This is a genomic window from Pareuzebyella sediminis (assembly GCF_008367235.1).
GTDB lineage: Bacteria > Bacteroidota > Bacteroidia > Flavobacteriales > Flavobacteriaceae > Pareuzebyella > Pareuzebyella sediminis.
This window is the reverse complement of sequence record NZ_VTZS01000001.1, coordinates 76,017-96,583: the sequence shown is the minus strand read 5'-3', so window position 1 is coordinate 96,583 and position 20,567 is coordinate 76,017. Positions and strand designations below refer to the sequence as shown.

The window sequence follows — 20,567 nt, the reverse complement described above, 5'->3', positions numbered from 1 at the left end:
AGAAATAGGCCCGTTTTAGTGGTTTAAAAGACCGTCATCGAAAGGTGCGACTTGCTATCGCCCCTGGTTTTCGCACTGATAACATGATACCTAATGAAAGTAGTCCGCAAATCGCGAGGCCAAAAAACATGGGCCACACCGAGTCCTGAACAAATTCACCGATATAATTCGCAATAGGCACCGCAAGCACCGTAGAAATAAAACCGTTGAGTGCCGCCCCAATACCGGCAACATGTCCTATGGGTTCCATGGCAATGGATCGGAAATTTCCCCATAGAAAACCAAGGCAAAAAAATTGAACGAATAAAAAGGAGACCAAGACAATCACGCCGGGATTAGGGCGATTCCAAAATACCACCACATAAATCAAGGCTATGACACAAAAGGCGGTCAGGGCCATAAGGGCCAATCGGCGCATGCCGAAACGAAGGACCAAGGTTCCGTTGAGGAAGGTGGAAAGCCCAATAGAAACAGCCAGAGCGGCGAAAATATAAGGAAAAGAGTCCACCAAGTCGTACTGGTCTTCAAAAACGTGCTGCGATGAGCTCAAATAGACCAAAAAGGCTCCCGTAATGAAACCTGATACGAACGTAAAAGCGACGGTTTCCCTATGCTTGAAAAACTCCTTTGTACCTTCCACAAAGACTTTTAGCGAAAAGGGAACTTTATAATGGGGTTTCAAGGTTTCAGGTTGACGCTTCCAAAACCAGATACTGACCACCAAAGCGAAGAAGAGTTGCACATAAAATATGGCTTCCCAACCAAAAGCATCCATGACCCACTTGCCGAAGGCCGGAGCCACTACGGGTACCAGAATAAAAAATGCGGTCACGAAAGACATAATTTTCGCCATGTAATCCCCTCGATAAGTATCGCGAATAATAGATATGGAGATCGTTCTTGGGGCCGAAAGACCGATACCCTGCAAAATCCTACCAATAATCATTACCTCCAAAGACGGGGCAAAGATGCAGATCATACTGGCTACCGTAAACAAAAGAAAACCGAAATAGACAATAGGCTTGCGTCCATAACTATCGGAAAGGGGGCCAAAGAACAATTGACCGACCCCCAGCCCCATAAAAATCATGGTGATAAGCAGCTGATTCTCTGTGGGATCTAAACTGTTTATCGACTCCCCGATATGTGAAATAGCAGGCAGAAGAGCATCTAGGGCCAATGCTACAATAGACATTAGGGAGGCCATAAGGGCTATGAACTCAAAATTGGGCTTAGCGTTCTCGTTTTGCATCCTACAAAAGTAGGCATATGTTAATAAGAATATTATCGAAACTTCATTTTTCGGATATGCGGAATTTTGGTTTCCAAATATGTATTTTTGACAAAAATTATACGCAAATGTTGATTATTGGGATTGCAGGAGGCACAGGTTGTGGGAAAACCACAGTCGTCAATCAGATCATCAATGAGCTCCCTGACGGCGAAGTCGGGGTGATTTCGCAAGATTCGTATTATAAAGACCTTTCACACCTAACTTTGGAAGAACGCCGAAAGACTAATTTTGACCATCCCCAATCCATTGATTTCGACTTGCTTGAAAGTCATTTACGGCTCCTGAAGGGAGGAAAAGCGATCAAACAGCCGGTCTATTCTTTTTTGGAATGTAATCGGACCGAAAAAACCGTCCTCGTGCAACCCACCAAAGTGCTTATTGTTGAGGGTATTTTGATTTTGACCAACGCTCCTCTTCGCAAAATGATGGACATTAAAATTTTTGTTCATGCCGATTCCGATGAACGCTTGATAAGAAGGCTTAAAAGAGATGTCAATGAGAGGGGGTGGAACCTCGACGAAACCCTAGAAAAATACCAGGCCCACATAAAACCCATGCACCTGCAGTTCATAGAACCCAGCAAAGAATATGCAGATATTATTATTCCTAACAATAAATACAATACTGTTGCAGTTGACATTGTACGTACCATTATCAACGAAAAGTTAACATAGGAATTATGGGCCTTAAAGAATTGAGAAGGAAAAAGTGGTTTGGTGTCCTTACCAATATGTATGTATTGGTGTTGACCGTTTTCGTGATTTGGATGCTCTTCTTCGATACGAATTCACTGCTCATTCACTTGGAATTAAGGAAAGAAATCAAAAAGCTTGAAAAACAACAGGAATTTCTCCAAGAGGAAATTGCCAATGATAAAAAAATTCTGGAAAAACTGTCCGACCCGGAAGAACTGGAGAAGTTTGCGAGGGAAAACTACTATCTCAAAAAAAAGAACGAGGAAATCTATCTTATCGAATATGAGGATAGCTTAAAGACCAAAAAGAAATAATCGGTTAACGACGTACAAGTGCCCTAAGGGTAGCCCTTTTTCTCCATCTTACCCGGCTAGTCACTAGAAGCCAAATACCATTATATCCGTACTTTCCTCGATGGGGCCAAGGATTCTTTGCATATCCTTGCCCGTTAAAGTATTAGATTAACGAACTTTAACGTTGAAATTGAACAGTTATTCACCTTGTGTTAACAAAATGGTTTCTATGACATCGTAAATAATCGTATTTTTACCCCCTAACACAGATGGATAATGGGCAAGATTATTGCTATCGCAAATCAAAAGGGAGGTGTTGGTAAAACTACGACCACTGTCAATTTAGCGGCCTCTCTTGGGGTTTTGGAAAAGAAGGTACTGTTGATTGATGCCGATCCACAGGCCAATGCCACCTCGGGCTTGGGCGTGGATGTCGAAAGTATCGAATTAGGTACCTACCAACTGTTGGAGCACACAAAAACAGCTAAGGAAACCATAATCGCTACCGATTCGCCAAATTTAGACCTTATTCCTGCGCACATTGATCTAGTTGCCATAGAAATAGAGTTGGTAGATAAAGACAAGCGAGAATCAATGCTCAAACAAGCCATTTCGCATCTGCGCGATAGTTACGACTATATTCTGATCGATTGCGCACCATCACTCGGGCTTTTGACCTTAAATGCGTTGACCGCTGCCGATGCGGTTATCATACCTATTCAATGTGAATATTTTGCACTTGAGGGCCTTGGAAAGTTGTTGAATACCATTAAAAGTATTCAAAAGATCCATAATCCTAATCTGGATATCGAAGGTATGCTATTGACCATGTACGATTCAAGGTTACGGCTCTCCAATCAAGTGGTCGAAGAAGTACGTAAGCATTTTGCCGACATGGTTTTCGACACTATCATTCAACGCAATGTTAGGCTTAGTGAAGCACCTAGTTATGGGGAAAGCATCATCAAATATGACGCCAGCAGCAAAGGAGCGGCCAATTACCTTAATTTGGCCAATGAGATCGTTAAGAAAAATAAAGAAATAGCTTAATGGCGAGAGCAACCAAAAAACAGGCTTTGGGACGTGGACTTTCCGCACTCTTGAAAGACCCTGATAATGACATACAAACGGCATCCGACAAAAATGCCGATAAAGTAGTAGGAAATATTGTTGAATTAGATATTGAGGCTATTGAGGTGAACCCATTTCAGCCAAGATCTAATTTTAATGACGAGGCCCTGCACGAACTTGCGAGTTCTATCAAAGAACTCGGTGTCATTCAGCCAATTACCGTTCGTAAGCTCGACTTTAACAAATATCAGCTGGTTTCTGGAGAAAGAAGGTACCGGGCCTCAAAATTGGTAGGTTTAGAGACCATTCCGGCCTATATTCGTATTGCCAATGATCAAGAGTCTCTGGAAATGGCGCTTGTTGAAAACATTCAGCGACAAGATTTAGACCCCGTTGAGATTGCCCTTTCTTATCAGCGTCTCATCGACGAAATAGAACTCACACAAGAGAAGTTAAGCGATCGGGTTGGAAAAAAGCGTTCGACCATTACCAACTATCTTCGCCTTTTACGATTGGATCCCATCATACAAACAGGTATGCGTGATGGCTTCTTGAGCATGGGTCATGGCAGGGCACTTGTAAATATCGACAAGAAGGAAGATCAGATTGCACTTTATGAAAAAATTGTAAGCCAGAATCTTTCCGTACGGGAAACCGAAAAAGCGGTCAAAGCCTATCACGGGAATACGACCGGTGCCCAAAACAAAACAGCTGCTAAAAAAAGTCCGGATTTTGCCAAAAAGAACGTAGATAAGTTCACCGAACATTTTTCCGTCAAAGTAGACATTTCCGCCTCCGAAAAAGGACGTGGAAAAATTACCATTCCATTTCACTCCAAGGAAGAGTTCAGAAGAATTAAAAAATTGATCCTAGGTGAGTAGATCGCTATTAACCGTTCTGTTGCTTATTTTTTTTTCACTGGTCGTTAGCGGGCAACAAGATACACCAAAAAGCCAAGAAGTCGATTCGCTCGAGTCCGATTTGAATAAGGAGGGGGTAGTCGTTATAGACACCTTGATGGCAAAAAAGGTTCGTATAAACCCTTTAGCCCCTAGTAAAGCTGCTTTTTATTCTGCTGTATTTCCGGGGCTCGGACAAATCTATAATAAAAGATATTGGAAAACACCCCTTGTATGGGGGGCCATAGGAACGGCAATTTATGCCTACGGATGGAATGATAACCGATACGATAGGTTTCGCGCGGCCTTTAAAAGAAGGCAGGCTGGATTTACCGATGATGAATTCTATGACCTTAATGGAGATGGTTCAGGGCCTGACCTGGATCAAACTGATCTGCAAAACGAACAAGAGCGCTATCAACGTGATCGTGACCTGATGCTTTTGGTATCTGTAGCTTTATATGCACTGAACATTGTAGACGCCAATGTCGATGCACATCTCAAGCAATTTAATGTAGATGATGATTTGAGTTTCGACATGCAGCCCTATCTGAATCTTGACCCGATCACGAATAACCCGAACTATGGTATGGCTTTAGTAATCAAATTTTAAATTTTGTTGGTTATTAACGAAACAAAATAAACGTAATAAATTAGGTAAAGTAAGATCGATGCAAAACGGGCTATATATCATGCCCTTGCCGCCTGTTTATCGGAAATCGACGATCAAAATGCACAGATAACAATTGGATAAACCCTTAAATTAATCAAACAACGTGAACATAGCACTATTCGGATACGGAAAAATGGGACAAATGATCGAAAAAATAGCCCAGAACAGAGGACATACCATAGTGGCCAAAATTGACATCGATACCAAGGAAATCGACTTTTCAAAAATGGATGTGGCCATTGATTTCAGCATGCCTGATGCGGCCTTCGGTAACATATCAAAATGTTTGGAACATGGCGTACCGGTAATTTCTGGAACTACAGGTTGGCTAGAAAACTATGATAAGGCCGTTGCTTTGTGCGAAGCCAAGAAGGGCGGCTTCATTTATGCTTCCAATTTTAGTCTTGGGGTGAACGTATTTTTCGAATTGAATAAATATCTTGCACAGATGATGCAAAATCTAAGTGAATACCAAGTATCCATGGAAGAAATTCACCACACCCAAAAACTCGATGCTCCCAGCGGCACTGCTATAACACTGGCCGAGGGAATCATTGACAATAGTGCCTATTCCAGTTGGAAACTCGACCATGCCTCGTCGGAAACCGAGATTCCTATAACCTCGAGAAGAATCGGCAAAACCCCCGGTACGCACGTGGTCGAGTATAGTAGCGAGGTCGACACCATAGAAATCAAGCACACAGCCCACAATCGACATGGATTTGCGCTCGGTGCGGTAATAGCCGCTGAATGGATTATAGGTAAAACAGGAGTTTTTACTATGAAAGATGTGTTAAACCTTGGTTAACGAAAACAATATTTTTACTAGAATTGCACTTCTTTGTAGAAGACCAACACGATTAATTGATTCAGAATGAACGCAACACAGTGGCTCTTATTTATTCTAATTGTACAGATCATACATTTTTTGGGTACCTGGAAGCTCTACGTAAAAGCGGGTCGAAAGCCATGGGAGGCAGCCGTACCTGTATATAACGCTATTGTATTGATGCAGATTATCAATCGTCCAAAATGGTGGGTTGTGCTTCTTTTCATTCCTATTATCAACCTGTTGATGTTCCCCATCCTTTGGATAGAAACCATTCGTAGTTTCGGTCGAAACAGTCTTTTGGAGACCTGGTTGGTCATACTCACCTTAGGATTCTACATATATTACGTGAATTATGCCTTAGATGTCAATTACGTTGAAAATCGAAGTTTGCATCCTGCTACCGCAATGGGCGAATGGGTCAGCTCCATTGCTTTTGCAGTTATCGCCGCGACCCTTGTACACACCTATTTTATTCAGCCTTATGTAATTCCTACTCCTTCCCTTGAACGTACGCTTCGAGTGGGTGACTTGCTCTTCGTATCGAAATTTCACTACGGGGCGCGAACCCCTATGACTACCATTGCAGCCCCAATGGTCCATGATACGCTTCCGGTATTAGGGGTTAAATCATATCTAAAGAAACCCCAATTACCTTACTTTCGATTACCCGGCTTTACGAAAGTTGATCGTAACGATATTGTAGTCTTCAGCTGGCCGGCAGATACCGTTCGTCAGTTTTTTAAAAGGGAAAAAGGGGTCGACAAGCCTATTGACAAAAAATCAAACTACGTAAAGCGTTGCGTAGGACTTCCTGGAGATTCATTGGCCGTAATTGACGGTTATGTGCATATCAACGGAAAACAATTAGTTCTTCCGGACAGGGCGAAACCTCAATACGATTATACGATTTATTCCAATAAAGGAGTCTCATCAAGACTGCTTCAAGAAATTGGGGTAATGGACTTTCAACGTAAGTATATTTCAAACCCGATCAATCAAGCCCAATTTGATGCTATCAAGAAGTACCTTATCGGTACGGAGCGGGTAGATGGGGGCAAGATCGCTTTGTATACCAAAGCCAAAGGTATTCCTATCAATGTGATACGAAGTCAAAGACTAGGCCTTACCGAAGAGACGCCAAGGGCTAGAATAGGAGCTCTTACCGATGAAATGGTCGAGCAATTGCGTAAAGATGCCTCAATAGATTCTGTCGTACGTGATGTTGAAAAAAAGGGCGTTCCCGGGGTGAACATCTTCCCCCAAAGTCCTGATTATCCTTGGAACTATGATCAAATGGGGCCGATTTACATCCCTGAAAAGGGCGCTACCGTCGCGCTTAATCTGAAAACATTGCCCCTCTACAAGAAAATCATACGCGACTATGAAGGTAACACCATCGGGGTAACGGGTAATCAGATTAAAATCAACGATAAAGTGGCAGACACCTATACTTTCAAACAAGACTATTATTGGATGATGGGAGATAACCGTGACCATTCAGAAGACAGCCGGGCATGGGGCTATGTACCCGAAAACCATATTGTGGGTACGCCTATTTTCATCTGGTTGAGCGTCGATAACTTTAACGATGGCATTTTAAACTGGCGACCACGCTGGGATAGAATATTCACTACGGTCAACGGGGAAGGAGAGCCCGTGTCGTACTTTAAGTACTTTCTAATTGCACTCATCGCTTATTTTGTGGGAAGTTGGTTTTGGAAAAAGAAAAAAAGCAACCCGTAATACCGGCACGGCTCAAATCATTCCTGCCCTTGGCATCGCATTAACATAAAGCACGAAATAAACTATAAGCCGTTATGCAATGGTCATGTTTGGCTACAAATCGTTATATTGATTTTTAATGATTTCATTTGAAGACGCATACAATCAAGTACTCGAACATACCATAGATTTTGGAACGGAATCCGTTCCTGTTTTGGAGAGTGTAGGTCGGATTCTTGCCGAAGAAATCAAGGCCGATCGGGACTTCCCCCCATTTGACCGCTCGACGAAAGACGGTATTGCCATACGTTTCTCAGCTATTGAAAAGGGTATTAGGGAGTTTAAAATCGAAGGAGTTTTAAGTGCCGGAATGGCCCAGCAAACACTTTCTTCTGAAACCAACTGTTTTGAAATCATGACCGGTGCAGTTCTTCCAAAAGAGGCAGATACAATAATCATGTACGAACAGACCAAAATTAAAGGGAATCGCGTACACCTTTTAAATGAACCACTCAAAGGGCAAAATATTCATGCCAGGGGCAGTGACGAAAAGAAAGGCAATGTATTGCTAGGAAAAGACGTCTGTATAACCCCAACAACGATCGGGGTTTTGGCCTCGGTAGGAAAGGTAACGGTAAAGGTTAAAAAGTTGCCCAGAATCTGTGTGGTTTCTACGGGAAACGAGCTGGTCGACATTGCCGAAATTCCATTGGCCCACCAAATACGAAAGTCCAATAGTTTTTCATTGGCCGCCGCCTTGATCCAACTAAATATCTATCCTACTTTTTTGCATATGGCAGATAGTAGGGAACTGATAGTACAAGAATTAAAAAATGTGCTTGATGGGCATGATGTACTCATGCTCAGCGGAGGGGTCTCAAAAGGAAAGTTCGATTTTATTCCTGAGGCACTTGATACCTTAGGCATAAAAAAAATATTTCATCGGGTAGCCCAAAGACCCGGCAAGCCCTTCTGGTTTGGAGTGCAGGAAGAACGACGTAAAATAGTTTTCTCTTTTCCAGGAAATCCCGTATCTACCTTCGCCAACTATCTCATTTACTTTTTACCTTGGTTGGCCAAATGTCATTCTGTTTCCAGAAAAGAGCAAAGCTTGATACTCGATGAGCCTGTTAATCCGCATGCTTCCCTAACTCTCTTCGTTCAGGTGAAGATCTCTTGGGAAGAGGGTCGATTGCACGGTCTTTTGGTCAAAGGCAATGGTTCGGGAGATTTGGTCGGTTTGGCCAAAGCCGACGGCTTTATTCGTATTCCTCAGGGGACTACCGAAATTTCCAAGGGCTCAGTCTTTCCGTTTATACCGATCTCTTGATTTCAGTTGCCGTAAAGTTCGCTTCCAATAGGGTGCTTTTCATGATATCCGACCATCAGTTCGACAATCTTACCGTAGCTTCTAACGCCCTCTACCTGTTGATTTGCCTTTAGAAACGTATCGAAAATCGATTTAAAAATAGGCTCAAAGGGATTGGCATATCGAATGTTGAATTCATAAAGCTCACGGTAATTTTCTTGAACCCCAAAATTGATTTTTGAAAACAGCTCTTGGAATTTTTCTTCGTCTCCTCTCCTTATAGCACTCAGGCAATGGCTCAGGGCATAGGCGGAGGCCGCATATTGAAAATAGATATCCTTATTTTTAGAGGTAACCAGATAGCCGATAAAATTGGTCTCGTTTTCCTTGGAATAACCTACTTGGTGACCTACTTCATGGCCGCTAACCACTGGAAAGCGAAACACCGGGGTCAGCGCATTGACCTGGGCCTCGTTCGTAAATGGATTCAGGTAACCTCCGATGCCCATATAACTGTCAAGAATACTGAACATTGATTTTTTCAAACTAGGGTGACGATACTTCAAAAAGGGCAGCTCCTTTTCTATTTCACGATATCCCTCAATCGTTTTTGTAAAAATCTCGTTTCGGTCGTAGGGCACTTGCACCATTTGTGCAGTATCACGGGTTATTTGAAAATGGATCGAATTTGTCTTTTCAATGAGTTCTTCGGCAAGATCGACAACCTCTTGAGAAGTAATGGAATCCCTGATATCAAATCTTTCAGCGATGGGTTGGCGATAGTAATTGAGCCCCCATAGCAAATTAAAAGTGAAATAAAAAACGGCCAGAACAACGAACACATTTCGTACAAAAGACCAAGGGAATGCCTTAATGCGCTTCCAATTCAAAATGATATATCGTATTGCTACGATAAAGATTAGGGTATAAACAATTTCTCCGACAGAAAAGGGCAACCATCCAAATAGTATTCTAAAGAACTGGCTTATAACTGGGTAAATCCCATTACTATAATAAGTTTCAACAATTTCCGGTTCTTTACTCAGCCAGATGACGAAAATAATCTGAAAGATGAGGCTGAGTGCTATCGCGTTTTTCAAGTTGTTTTTCAAAATGATCTATATTTCGTCGGTTCCTCTTTTTCCCTTTTATCTTTCGGTAGGGCCCGAAAAGAGTTTGATACCATCGCGGTAATCCGTAAAATTAGCCAATTCTTGGGCATCCTAACTCTGGTGTATGTATTTTTGAAAAAATCATTCACATGAACAAAGAAATTAGGGAATTATCCCCAAAAGCCGTCTGGAACAAATTTGTAGATCTTAATGCCGTACCACGCCCCTCAAAAAAGGAAGCACGTGTAATTGAATTTATGTTGGATTTCGGCAAATCATTGAATCTAGATACTTTTCAGGATGAAGTAGGCAATGTAATCATCCGAAAAGAGGGAAGTAACGGGATGAAAGACCGAAAAATGGTTACCCTTCAGTCTCATTTAGATATGGTTCACCAGAAAAACAACGATACTGTTTTCGACTTTGATTCAGAAGGTATAGCGATGATCGTGAACGATGATTGGGTCAAGGCCAAAGGAACGACCCTTGGTGCCGATAACGGCCTTGGGGTGGCCGCTATCATGGCGCTTTTGGAAAGCACAGACATTGCCCACCCCCCGCTAGAAGCTCTTTTTACCATAGACGAGGAAACCGGTATGACCGGTGCCATGGGATTGAAAGCGGGTATTCTTCAAGGAAAAATTTTATTGAACCTTGACACGGAAGAAGACGACGAACTCGATATTGGTTGTGCCGGAGGAATAGATATTACCGCCACCCGTCGCTATAACGGTAAACCGGTGCCCCGATCGGTCGTGCCCTATGAAATTCAAGTAAGTGGCCTTCAGGGCGGACATAGCGGTATTGATATTCATCGAGGGTTGGGAAATGCCAACAAAATTATGAATCGTCTTCTTTACAATGCCTCAAATGCACATATGGTACGTATTTGCGAAATAGAAGGTGGCAGCCTTCGCAATGCCATCCCGAGGGAAAGTACGGCCAAATTGGTCGTGTTAAAATCGCAGACCGAAGCTTTCGAAGCAGACCTAAGGGAATGGTCAGAGACCATTAAAGAAGAGTTGAGCGTGCAAGAACCTAATTTGCAGGTTACCCTTCAAACCACCAAGGCTCCCAATATGGTACTTGGTCTCGGAGCCCAAGAACGCCTCTTAAAAGGCCTATATGCAGCTCATAACGGAGTTTATGCCATGAGTGCCGCCATACCTGAATTGGTCGAAACCTCAAACAATTTAGCCCGGGTATCGGTGGGAAACGGCCTAATAGAAATAGGGTGTTTGACCCGTTCTTCGGTGAATTCTGCCAAAATGGATTTGGCAAACGCTTTGAAGTCAACCTTTGAACTGGCGCGTTGCCAAGTAGTGTTTAGTGGGAGCTACCCTGGGTGGAGCCCTAATCCGGATTCGGCCATTTTAGAAATTACGAAGAAAAAATACAAAGCGCTTTTTGGAGAGCAGCCTAAAGTAGTCGCCTGCCACGCAGGCCTAGAATGTGGAATTTTAGGTCAAAATTATCCGGAGATCGACATGATCAGTTTTGGCCCCACCATCATGGGAGCCCACTCCCCCGATGAGCGCGTAAGTATTTCCTCGGTTCAAAAATTCTGGAAGTTCTTATTGGCAATCTTAAAAGAAATTCCGAAGGCCTAAAAAAATAAAGGTGGTTCACATGGGTCGATCGACCCAACTTCATACCATTGCTATACGTTTTGTAAGGCCGTTTCTTCTAAGGCCTTGGGATTCCGTCCATATTGATTATCGAGATGATCACCTTCTGTACAGGCCAAAATAAGGTTATAAAACGGAACCAAAAGATACCATCCACTTTTCCCTACATCGTGCATGCGCCTTACCCCTACCGCCAAGCTGGGAATTAGCAGCCCCAGAGCATATACAACAAAAAGAAACATGAGTACCGGGGTGTCGGTAGCAACGGCCAATATTTGTAGCCCGTACGAGATAAGAACATTGAAGATAAAGTACATCCAATATTCCCTTCGCCTCGACCGCCCTTCGAAGTTGGCATACTTCTGTAATACTTTTAAGTACCATTTCATCAAGTCAAGATTTGGGGTTGACAGGTATATAACGGTTCGTTTTCGATCCTAGTGCGAGAAATTAGACGAACGGTAATTAAAATCACTGAGTTCACCCCTCTACTTGTAGGTACAACCTATGAAATTAACAAGGCTTCAATATGGCATAACGTGTTAAAATTCAGTATCTTTAAGTAACTCCAAAATCGAACGTTATGGCTATTAAAAGTTTCCAAGGACAAAGAAAAAAAGAAGCGGTTGTCAAAAAGACCCCAATGACGGTAAAGGATTATATGACGCGTAAATTAATAACGTTCAAGCCGGATCAGTCGGTCGAAGAGGTTATAGAGACCCTTATACGGTACAAAATATCGGGAGGACCCGTAGTCAATGAAAATAATGAATTAATAGGTATTATCTCGGAGGGTGATTGTATAAAGCATATTAGCGAAAGTCGATATCACAATATGCCGCTAACCGATAAAAAAGTGGAGCAGCGCATGGTCAAAAACGTGGAAACCATCGACGGCCATATGAACATCTTCGATGCCGCCAATAAATTTCTTAACGAGAAACGGAGGCGCTTTCCTGTAGTAGAGCATGGGAAACTTGTAGGACAAATATCGCAAAAAGATATCTTGAAAGCTACCGTTAGAATGAAATCCCAGAATTGGTGGAAATAAGCAAAAAGTACGACCCAATGGGCCTTTAGGGTACTCCTTAATAATCAAGCATATCAAGTTCCGCAATATTTTTAAGAAATGCCAAAAAAGGACGTTCTTCAGCTATATCCCTGCCAATAGCCAAACACTGTGACTGTTTTTACCAAATGTTCCTTTCTAAATATATAGCGGCCGCCATGCTTATTCTTCTTGTGGTGCCACGCCCACTATCTCCAGATCGAACACCAAATTTGAATTTGGAGGTATCGGTCCACTTCCTTGTGAGCCATATCCTAAATGGGCAGGAATAAATATTCGGGTCTTCTCCCCTACCTCCATAGTCAACAGGCCTTCTTTAAAACCGGCAATAAGGCCAGCGTCAGGACTATATACAGTTGGCATAGGTTCGTAACCGCCTCCCATCTTTGCTTGATCTTTGTATATATTGTACTTCTTGGCTAAATCTTCATAATTACTGGCGAAAAGCGTACCATCTTCCAAATAACCTGCATAGCGTACAAGAACTTTCTGCCCAATTTTAGGCTGCTCGCCAGTCCCTTCCTTCAGCACCAACATTTTGAGACCAGAAGGCAGTTCTTCGGCTTTCTGTTTTTGGTCGGTCAACTCTGCGGCAAAATCGTTTTTCATTTTTTCAAAAGCAGCTACTTTGGCCTCTTCCTCTTTAAAATAATCGGTCATGACCTGAACAGCATCGAAGTTCTTGGCATCTCTTCCGTTGCGCACAATCTCTACCTCGTTCATGATGACATCGACCAATGGTCTGTCTTTAATGTTTGGTTGTTGGGATGTTTCGACATTCGCGATGGAGTCGACCACATCTAAGCCTTCGACAACTTCACCGAATACGGTATGGCGACCATTAAGCCAAGGTGTCGCCTTATGAGTGATAAAGAATTGACTGCCATTGGTTGTCGGGCCCGAGTTGGCCATGGACAAAATGCCTTTTTTATCATGTACTAAAGAATCATTGAATTCATCCTTAAACTTATAGCCGGGGTTACCCCTTCCGGTACCCGTAGGGTCTCCTCCCTGAATCATGAAGTCTTTCATCACACGATGAAAAATCAGGCCATTATAGTATTTCTTCCCCTTGAGGCTATCACTTACAAAAGGATTAGTACCTTCCGCCAAGGACACAAAATTAGCCACTGTCACTGGTGTTTTTTTATATTCCAACCTTACGATTATGTCTCCTTCGCTCGTATGAATATCCGCAAAAAGACCGTCGCCCAATTCGGCGTATTGGCTTTTACAACTCAAAAGTAAAACTGTCAGTATCGATACATAATATATCTTTCTCATTCTTCTCATTTTTTCTTAATTAAAAAGACTATCCTTTTGTTTTTCAATGTTCAAAATCGTCAGTGTAGATTTTAAAGGAACGTTAACTCCAATTTTATTATTGTCCCCATGATACCCATAAGCCAAGGATGACGGAAAAAGAAAGGTAGCGGTCTCTCCTTCCTTTATTAATTTTATGCTGTTGCGAAGGCCAGGGAAAAGTTCTTCTTTATCGACCATATAGGTAATTGTTCCAATATCTTCCTTAGAATAGAGGGTGTCGTTATCGAAGGTGACTATATTATAAGACAGTGTCACCAAATCGTTCGGTTGAGGGTAATAATCGGTCTGGTCGTTTTTGACATCATAATAGAACCAAGATCCAGTGGTACTGTGGTCGTATTCATGCGCGGTATCGCTTGCCATTATCGCTTTGATCTGCTCTTCTTCCGCTGCTAATAGTCGTTTACTTCTTTCGACCGATTCTTTAAAAAAGGTACCCGACTTTACCTCGACAGGTCTGCGTGGTTCAGGCTCACCGCAACCTATAAACATACCAAAAATAATTAGGAAAAATAGAGGTCGTATTATGATTTTAGTCTGGGGCATGAAGGTTAAAAATTCTAAATTCCTATTTTCAAATTTACTATCAAGATTCAGTAACCAACTGGTCTTGATACTCCGGTAAAAGAGTTTCAAAATACAGGGCCGTTGCTTTCAATGGCAGCTCACTTCTACCGCCGGCCGCATTATTGTGACCTCCCCCGTTGAAATGGTTACGGGCAAATTCGTTGACCGAAAAATCACCGATCGAACGAAATGAAATGCGTATACTGCCTTCGTCTCGATTTTCAATAAAAATTACGGCAAATATAATACCTTCAAGGGTCAGACCATAATTTACAAAACCTTCAGTATCCCCTTTTTGAAAATCGTGGGCATCAAGATCATCTTGGCTTAAGGTGATGTACGCCGTACGGTACTGCTTTAGAATAACCATGTTTTTCAGAGCGCAGCCCAAAAGATGTAATCTACCTGGAGTGTTCGTGTCAAAAACACGGTGATGTATTTTAGTGGTGGTTGCTCCTTTATCGATCAAGTCAGCGACCACGCGATGTGTTCTGCTTGTGGTCGAAGAAAATTTAAACGATCCTGTATCGGTCATTATCCCTGTGTAAATACAATTGGCTATATCCGGGGTTATCTGGTCCAAATCCCCTAAAAATTCCATAAAATTATAGACCATTTCACAGGTCGAGCTCATCGCTGGGTCCGAATACATGATCTCGGCATACTCACCAGGGGCTTCATGATGATCTATCATTATAAATGGAACCGTAAGTTCGGTCAAAAGTGTCTCTAACTGACCTACACGGCCCAGGTGGTTTAAATCAAGGGTGAAAACGACGGTCGCCTTCTCAATCCTAGCTTTTGCCTGATTGTTTTCGCGCTCAAAATTCAGTATTTGATCGCTACCCGCCATCCATTTCAGGAATTTTGGGTAATCGTTCGGGGAAACTATTGTTGCCTCCTGCCCCCTGTTTCTTAGGTAATGCCAAAGGGCCAATGTAGATCCGATGGCATCTCCATCAGGGTTTTTATGCGGTACGATAACGATTTTTTGCGGTTCGGAAAGTAGTCGCTGTACCGCCTTGATGTGCTCCAAATTCATGGCGGCAAAGATACGATTTAATACTATAGTGGTAAATGCTAAAGGTTTAATTTTGCATCATTCAAATAAAAAAATCATGCCCTTTAAATACTTTATCTATTTCTGCCTTCCGTTATTTTTTCAATGCAAAACTGGAGAACCTATCATTGGGGTATCCAAAACTTACAAGAATGAAACGTCATTCAAGGTAGATTTCACGGTAGCCTTCGGCTCATGTAATAAAGTAGAAATTGGCAATCGCTTATGGGATGATATTATAAATCACCATCCTGACCTATGGATATGGGGTGGTGACAATATTTATGCCGATACCGATAATGTGAACCAACTCAGGCAAATGTACAACGATCAAAACCATATAGAAGGTTATAGTAAACTACGCTCAAAAACACCGATTATTGGCACTTGGGACGATCATGACTATGGAGTGAACGATGGGGGAGCTGAATTTGAGGGGAAAAAAGCGAGCCAACAAGAGTTCTTAAATTTCATGGGAGTACCTCAAAACAGTTCGAGAAGACAACAAAATGGAATCTACACGACCCATGAGTACAAACTGAGAGAGGGTATCATAAAGGTAATAGTACTTGATACCCGCTACTTCAGAACGCCGCTCACCCCTGATACCGAAACAAAAAAGCGGACGAAACCTAACCCTTATGGTGAAGGCACCCTACTTGGCGAAGCACAGTGGCGATGGATTAAAAAAGAACTTGAAATGTCAAAAGCCGACTTTAATATCATTGTCAGCAGCATTCAAGTACTATCGAACCAACACGGATTTGAAACATGGGGAAACTTTCCGCATGAGGTAGACCGACTTGAAAAACTAATCGTCGATACAAAGGCTGCCGGCGTAATCTTACTATCAGGTGACCGCCATATTGCTGAATTTTCAAGGACTAACGTAAATGGGCTATCCTATCCCCTCATTGATTTTACGAGTAGTGGCCTTACCCATGCCTACAAGGCGTTTAAAGGCGAGCAAAACCCCTACAGGGTGGGCGAGGTAGTATTTACCGAAAATTTTGGTTTGCTACAGTTTGACTTAAAGCACAAAAGGGTGGTCATGAAAATTATTGGAGACCAAGGTGAGATTCTTGGAAAACTGCAACAGGTCTATTAAAAGTTGGTCATTGCCGAATAAAGCGTATTTTTGCCCAAAATTTGTAAAAATGACAACAAACAGAACTTTTACGATGATTAAGCCCGATGCCGTTGAAAATGGACATATCGGAGCTATTTTGGAAAAAATTACCTCCGCTGGCTTTAAAATCGTTGCCATGAAATATACCCAATTGAGTAAAAGAGATGCTCGGGAATTCTATGCCATTCATAAAGAACGGCCATTCTACGATGAATTGGTCGAATTTATGAGCAGGGGCCCCATCGTATCCGCAATTTTAGAAAAAGAAAATGCGGTGGAAGATTTTCGCGCCCTTATCGGAGCGACCAATCCGGCCGAGGCTGCACAAGGTACCATTCGCAAATTATTTGCAAAAGATATAGCCGAAAACGCCGTTCACGGCTCAGATAGCGATGAAAACGCCGCCATTGAAGGTGCTTTTCACTTTTCAGGAAGGGAAATCTATTAAAATTTTCAGCTGAAGGGTCGGCGAGTCGAAAGATTTTACGGCCCTTTATCGCAACACTATCTTTTTTACCAGTTCTTTACCAAGCTCTTCGTTCAACATATTGGCTATTTTTGACTTTCCTAGGCTCAGTTCTTGACGAAGTACCGATGAAGACAATGAAACAAATAGCGTATCCCCACGCAAATCAATAGCAGTGGTATAATTATCTACTCCATTTCCCATCAGTTTCTTCCATGCTGTTCGCACCTCAATTTTATCTATGCCCTTTTGCAAATGATTTTCCTTAATAAAGTCTTTAAGCGCTTCACCAATACTGAGATTTTCATTCTTTCTTTTCGCCATGGTATTTCGATTTTAATAATCGTTCCTAAACGTTTAAGTTAATATTATTGAGGCCTTTTGACGGAAAAAGGCTCAAATCGACTATATGAATAGGTGATTCCTTCTTCATTTTTGACCGAAAATCGATTCGGAGAAATATCCAAAAGTATTTCTGACCAGGCACTAAGTTCGTTCTTATAAAAGAACTCAAAATAATCGTTCTTTTTTAGTATCGTAAAGGACTCGGCATCGTTGGACGTATTAAAAGTTCCATCAAGCTTAGGTTGTACCTTTTTCCTAAATCCCTTTAATCCCTCCAACCGAAAATAATCAACGGTAGTACTGACCTTGTATTCCTTGGTTTCGCCATTCGGAAATGTAACTGATGTAATTTCCCAATATCCATTTAAATTTTTTAAGTCTTCTTTGGAAATCGGGTCGGAACACCCCATTACCAAAATTACCACCATTATAGAAAAAAGAATCTTCATATGCCAAAAAGGAATTTTCATTACCGAGAATATAGTATTCCAAATTTTTAGAATCGTCGAACTAAAAAAAGTTCATCTACATCCTAAACATTTTATACGACTGATGAATCTGTTTTACGACCTCCTCAGTGCGTTCCGCATGGGTATCACTAATAAAAATCTGACCAAAATTTTCATTATCTACCAAAGCTACTATGTGCGCTACACGATTTTCATCCAGTTTATCGAAAATATCATCCAATAACAATATGGGAGTCGTCTTCGATTGCGCCTTGATAAAATGGAATTGCGCAAATTTTAAGGCGATCAAAAATGATTTTTGCTGACCTTGACTGCCGAATTTTTTTATAGGATGATCGGAAATATCAAATCCCAGATCATCTTTATGAATCCCTACCGAGGTATATTGTAAAGCCCTGTCTTTTTCGATTTCTTGTTCAAGAAGAGGCAAAAGTTCGGAGTGCAAAAGTTTGCTTTCATAAGAAAGTGTAACCTCTTCATTACCCCCCGAAATAGTGACATACTGTTCTTTAAAAATAGGGATAAAAGCTTCCATAAAGGCCAACCGTTTCTTAAAAATTGCCGTTCCATAATGATGTAATTGTTCATTGTAGACCGAAAGGGTTTCTTTGTCAAACGTTCGATTAAGGGCGAAATACTTCAATAATGAATTGCGTTGGCCCAATATCTTGTTATACTTGATAAGGTCTTGCAGATAGCCTTTGTCAGACTGTGATATTACCCCGTCAATAAACTTTCTTCTAGTATCGCTCCCCTCAATAATGAGATCTCTATCGGCGGGTGACACAATGACCAAGGGTAACAAACCAATATGGTCGGAAAGACGGTCGTACGTCTTTCCATTTCGCTTGATGATTTTTTTTGCACCTCGTTTTAAGCTACATACTATTCTTTCTTCTTTGCCATTTTTGACGAACTCCCCATCGATTACAAAAAAATCTTGATGATGCCTGATGTTCTGAACCGAAATCGGGTTGAAATAGCTCTTTCCGAAAGAAAGGTGATACACCGCATCAAGCACATTGGTCTTCCCTATTCCATTTTGACCTACTATACAATTGATTTTGTCATCGAAATCGAACTCGCGCGAGTCAAAACTTTTATAATTGATGAGGGATAATTTTTTTAGAAACATGAACTTGTAAAGATGTTTTAGGGGGCTCGATTACCAAAACATCAAAAATAACGAATAAATACCCTTCCCGTTTTCGATAAAAACTTTATTTTTGCGCGACCTTTAAAAAAATAAAATGGCTACATATAAGAAGCGAGGATTCAAACCCAAGAACAAAGCGGAGGAGCAAGAACTTGCTGAACAGGAAAGCGCTACAGCCGAGGTATTTAGCACCTTGGATGAGAGTGCCTCGAAAACGGAGGCCTGGGTCGCAACGAATCAAAATTACATCCTAGGTTTTATAGGGGTGGTCGCAGTAGCGGTATTAGGATACTTGGCCTACGTTCAATTTGTTGACAATCCCAAAGAGGCCAGTGCCGCGAATGAAATGTATTATCCACAGCAATATTTTGATCAAGCGCTGAACAGCACCACGGCCAAAGACTCCTTATACAATTTGGCATTGAACGGGGCCGAAGGAAAGTACGGATTTTTGGATATCATCGATGAATACAGCGGAACTAAAGCCGCAAATCTGGCCAATTATTCCGCAGGGATGGCGTATCTGAACATGCAGAATTATCAAGAGGCGATTTCCCACCTTGAAAAATTCGCGTCCGATGATGATATTCTTGGCGCACTTGCCAAGGGAGGACTTGGTGATGCCTTTATGCAACTTGGTCAACCAGAGGAAGCCCTGGATTATTACGAAAAGGCCCTCGCCCATAGCACCAACGAATACACGGCACCTAAATTTCTATACAAGGCTGGTGTAACCGCCCTTGAGTTGAACCAAAAAGATAAAGCGTTACAATATTTTCAGCGTATAAAAGACGATTACGGGTCCTCTGACGAAGCCCGTAATATTGATGCCTTTATCGGCATGGCCAAAACTACAAGCTAACATGGCCACGGAAAACAAGAATTTGTCGGCTTATGACAAAGCCACGATCCCAAATGCGAAGGACTTTCGGTTTGGGATCGTGGTTTCTGAGTGGAACTCCGAGATTACCGAGGGCATGTTCAATGGGGCCATGGATGCCCTAATCGACTGCGGTGCCTTAAAGGAAAATATTATCAGATGGAACGTTCCGGGAAGTTTTGAATTGACTTTCGGTTGTAAAAAAATGATTGCTTCCGCTAAGTTTGACGCTATAATAGCCATCGGAAGTGTAATACAGGGTGAAACGAAACACTTTGATTTCGTTTGCAGTGCTACGGCCCAAGGAATTAAAGACCTGAACCTACATTTTGACACCCCGGTGATTTTCTGTGTTTTAACCGATAATACCATGCAGCAGGCTCGGGAACGAAGCGGTGGAAAACATGGAAATAAAGGTGCGGAAGCCGCTATTGCGGCTATCAAAATGGCCGATCTTGGAAATGCTTAATTTCTGTAGAGAAGCCCTTCTCCCCCTCGACTTAAAATTTTGAATCCGGTCCTAAGGTGACTAAATCCGTACATAGGTGAATTGTACCAATACGCTCCCTAT

The 20,567-nt window shown here is 42.0% G+C and carries 23 protein-coding genes; 14 read left to right on the top strand and 9 right to left on the bottom strand.

Features of this window, described 5'->3' with window-relative positions:
* Positions 1-34 precede the first annotated feature (34 nt).
* Positions 35-1,252 (bottom strand): multidrug effflux MFS transporter, encoded by a 1,218-nt coding sequence (locus tag F2B13_RS00460; RefSeq protein ID WP_149276944.1) that lies wholly within the window; start codon positions 1,250-1,252, stop codon positions 35-37.
* Between the two features lie 107 nt (positions 1,253-1,359).
* On the opposite strand from F2B13_RS00460, the gene udk reads away from it, so the two are divergent.
* The 8 genes from udk to F2B13_RS00420 all read left to right on the top strand — a co-directional run bounded on the left by udk (position 1,360) and on the right by F2B13_RS00420 (position 8,809).
* Positions 1,360-1,968 carry a uridine kinase gene (gene udk / locus F2B13_RS00455; protein ID WP_149277149.1) on the top strand — a complete coding sequence of 203 codons (609 nt, stop codon included), beginning with the start codon at positions 1,360-1,362 and terminating at the stop codon, positions 1,966-1,968.
* A 5-nt stretch (positions 1,969-1,973) separates the two neighbouring features.
* A complete protein-coding gene (locus F2B13_RS00450; RefSeq protein WP_149302646.1) occupies positions 1,974-2,303 on the top strand; it encodes an FtsB family cell division protein in 330 nt (109 codons plus the stop codon).
* Positions 2,304-2,558: 255 nt separating this feature from the next.
* Entirely contained in the window at positions 2,559-3,332 is a 774-nt protein-coding gene (locus tag F2B13_RS00445) for a ParA family protein (protein WP_149276942.1), read from the top strand.
* A complete protein-coding gene (locus F2B13_RS00440; RefSeq protein ID WP_149302644.1) occupies positions 3,332-4,234 on the top strand; it encodes a ParB/RepB/Spo0J family partition protein in 903 nt (300 codons plus the stop codon). Before F2B13_RS00445 ends, F2B13_RS00440 begins: the two co-directional genes overlap by 1 nt.
* Complete coding sequence (locus tag F2B13_RS00435) at positions 4,227-4,865, top strand: DUF5683 domain-containing protein (protein WP_149302642.1); 639 nt, start codon at positions 4,227-4,229, stop codon at positions 4,863-4,865. Before F2B13_RS00440 ends, F2B13_RS00435 begins: the two co-directional genes overlap by 8 nt.
* 163 nt (positions 4,866-5,028) lie before the next feature.
* The gene (dapB, locus tag F2B13_RS00430) at positions 5,029-5,733 is read left to right on the top strand and encodes a 4-hydroxy-tetrahydrodipicolinate reductase (RefSeq protein WP_149302639.1); all 705 of its coding nucleotides are present in this window, start codon (positions 5,029-5,031) and stop codon (positions 5,731-5,733) included.
* Between the two features lie 66 nt (positions 5,734-5,799).
* A complete protein-coding gene (gene lepB, locus F2B13_RS00425; RefSeq protein ID WP_149302636.1) occupies positions 5,800-7,500 on the top strand; it encodes a signal peptidase I in 1,701 nt (566 codons plus the stop codon).
* 118 nt (positions 7,501-7,618) lie between these two features.
* Positions 7,619-8,809, top strand: a complete 1,191-nt coding sequence (locus F2B13_RS00420) for a molybdopterin molybdotransferase MoeA (RefSeq protein ID WP_149302633.1) — start codon at positions 7,619-7,621, stop codon at positions 8,807-8,809.
* 2 nt (positions 8,810-8,811) lie between these two features.
* Here F2B13_RS00420 and F2B13_RS00415 read toward each other — a convergent pair whose 3' ends face one another.
* Positions 8,812-9,900, bottom strand: a complete 1,089-nt coding sequence (locus tag F2B13_RS00415; RefSeq protein ID WP_149276936.1) for a DUF3810 domain-containing protein — start codon at positions 9,898-9,900, stop codon at positions 8,812-8,814.
* A 149-nt stretch (positions 9,901-10,049) separates the two neighbouring features.
* Here F2B13_RS00415 and F2B13_RS00410 point away from each other — a divergent pair, with 149 nt between their 5' ends.
* The gene (locus F2B13_RS00410; protein ID WP_149302630.1) at positions 10,050-11,510 is read left to right on the top strand and encodes an aminoacyl-histidine dipeptidase; all 1,461 of its coding nucleotides are present in this window, start codon (positions 10,050-10,052) and stop codon (positions 11,508-11,510) included.
* 50 nt (positions 11,511-11,560) lie between these two features.
* Here F2B13_RS00410 and F2B13_RS00405 read toward each other — a convergent pair whose 3' ends face one another.
* Positions 11,561-11,917, bottom strand: coding sequence for a DUF805 domain-containing protein (locus tag F2B13_RS00405; RefSeq protein ID WP_149276934.1), 357 nt, complete (start codon positions 11,915-11,917; stop codon positions 11,561-11,563).
* A gap of 194 nt (positions 11,918-12,111) precedes the next feature.
* Here F2B13_RS00405 and F2B13_RS00400 point away from each other — a divergent pair, with 194 nt between their 5' ends.
* Positions 12,112-12,579 (top strand): CBS domain-containing protein, encoded by a 468-nt coding sequence (locus F2B13_RS00400; protein WP_149276933.1) that lies wholly within the window; start codon positions 12,112-12,114, stop codon positions 12,577-12,579.
* Between the two features lie 180 nt (positions 12,580-12,759).
* Here the strand turns inward: F2B13_RS00400 and F2B13_RS00395 are convergent, their stop codons facing one another.
* From F2B13_RS00395 to F2B13_RS00385, 3 genes are read right to left on the bottom strand one after another with little or no spacing between them, the layout of a single operon-like run.
* A complete protein-coding gene (locus F2B13_RS00395) occupies positions 12,760-13,881 on the bottom strand; it encodes a peptidylprolyl isomerase (protein ID WP_149276932.1) in 1,122 nt (373 codons plus the stop codon).
* 15 nt (positions 13,882-13,896) lie between these two features.
* The gene (gene gldI / locus F2B13_RS00390) at positions 13,897-14,469 is read right to left on the bottom strand and encodes a gliding motility-associated peptidyl-prolyl isomerase GldI (protein ID WP_149302626.1); all 573 of its coding nucleotides are present in this window, start codon (positions 14,467-14,469) and stop codon (positions 13,897-13,899) included.
* A gap of 40 nt (positions 14,470-14,509) precedes the next feature.
* On the bottom strand, positions 14,510-15,532 hold the full coding sequence (locus F2B13_RS00385; protein WP_149276930.1) for a DHH family phosphoesterase: 1,023 nt from the start codon (positions 15,530-15,532) through the stop codon (positions 14,510-14,512).
* Positions 15,533-15,608: 76 nt separating this feature from the next.
* On the opposite strand from F2B13_RS00385, the gene F2B13_RS00380 reads away from it, so the two are divergent.
* Positions 15,609-16,658, top strand: coding sequence for an alkaline phosphatase D family protein (locus F2B13_RS00380; protein ID WP_149302624.1), 1,050 nt, complete (start codon positions 15,609-15,611; stop codon positions 16,656-16,658).
* A gap of 49 nt (positions 16,659-16,707) precedes the next feature.
* Entirely contained in the window at positions 16,708-17,127 is a 420-nt protein-coding gene (locus tag F2B13_RS00375) for a nucleoside-diphosphate kinase (protein WP_149276928.1), read from the top strand.
* A gap of 45 nt (positions 17,128-17,172) precedes the next feature.
* Here F2B13_RS00375 and F2B13_RS00370 read toward each other — a convergent pair whose 3' ends face one another.
* The 3 genes from F2B13_RS00370 to recF form a co-directional block, all read right to left on the bottom strand.
* Positions 17,173-17,469 (bottom strand): DUF721 domain-containing protein, encoded by a 297-nt coding sequence (locus tag F2B13_RS00370; RefSeq protein WP_149276927.1) that lies wholly within the window; start codon positions 17,467-17,469, stop codon positions 17,173-17,175.
* Positions 17,470-17,513: 44 nt separating this feature from the next.
* On the bottom strand, positions 17,514-17,939 hold the full coding sequence (locus F2B13_RS00365; RefSeq protein ID WP_149276926.1) for a hypothetical protein: 426 nt from the start codon (positions 17,937-17,939) through the stop codon (positions 17,514-17,516).
* Positions 17,940-18,015: 76 nt separating this feature from the next.
* Complete coding sequence (gene recF, locus F2B13_RS00360; protein WP_149276925.1) at positions 18,016-19,095, bottom strand: DNA replication/repair protein RecF; 1,080 nt, start codon at positions 19,093-19,095, stop codon at positions 18,016-18,018.
* 115 nt (positions 19,096-19,210) lie between these two features.
* On the opposite strand from recF, the gene F2B13_RS00355 reads away from it, so the two are divergent.
* Positions 19,211-19,978: a tetratricopeptide repeat protein gene (locus tag F2B13_RS00355; protein WP_149276924.1), complete on the top strand. Its 768-nt coding sequence runs from the start codon at positions 19,211-19,213 to the stop codon at positions 19,976-19,978.
* 1 nt (position 19,979) lies between these two features.
* Positions 19,980-20,465, top strand: a complete 486-nt coding sequence (ribH, locus tag F2B13_RS00350) for a 6,7-dimethyl-8-ribityllumazine synthase (RefSeq protein WP_149276923.1) — start codon at positions 19,980-19,982, stop codon at positions 20,463-20,465.
* Positions 20,466-20,567: the final 102 nt, after the last annotated feature.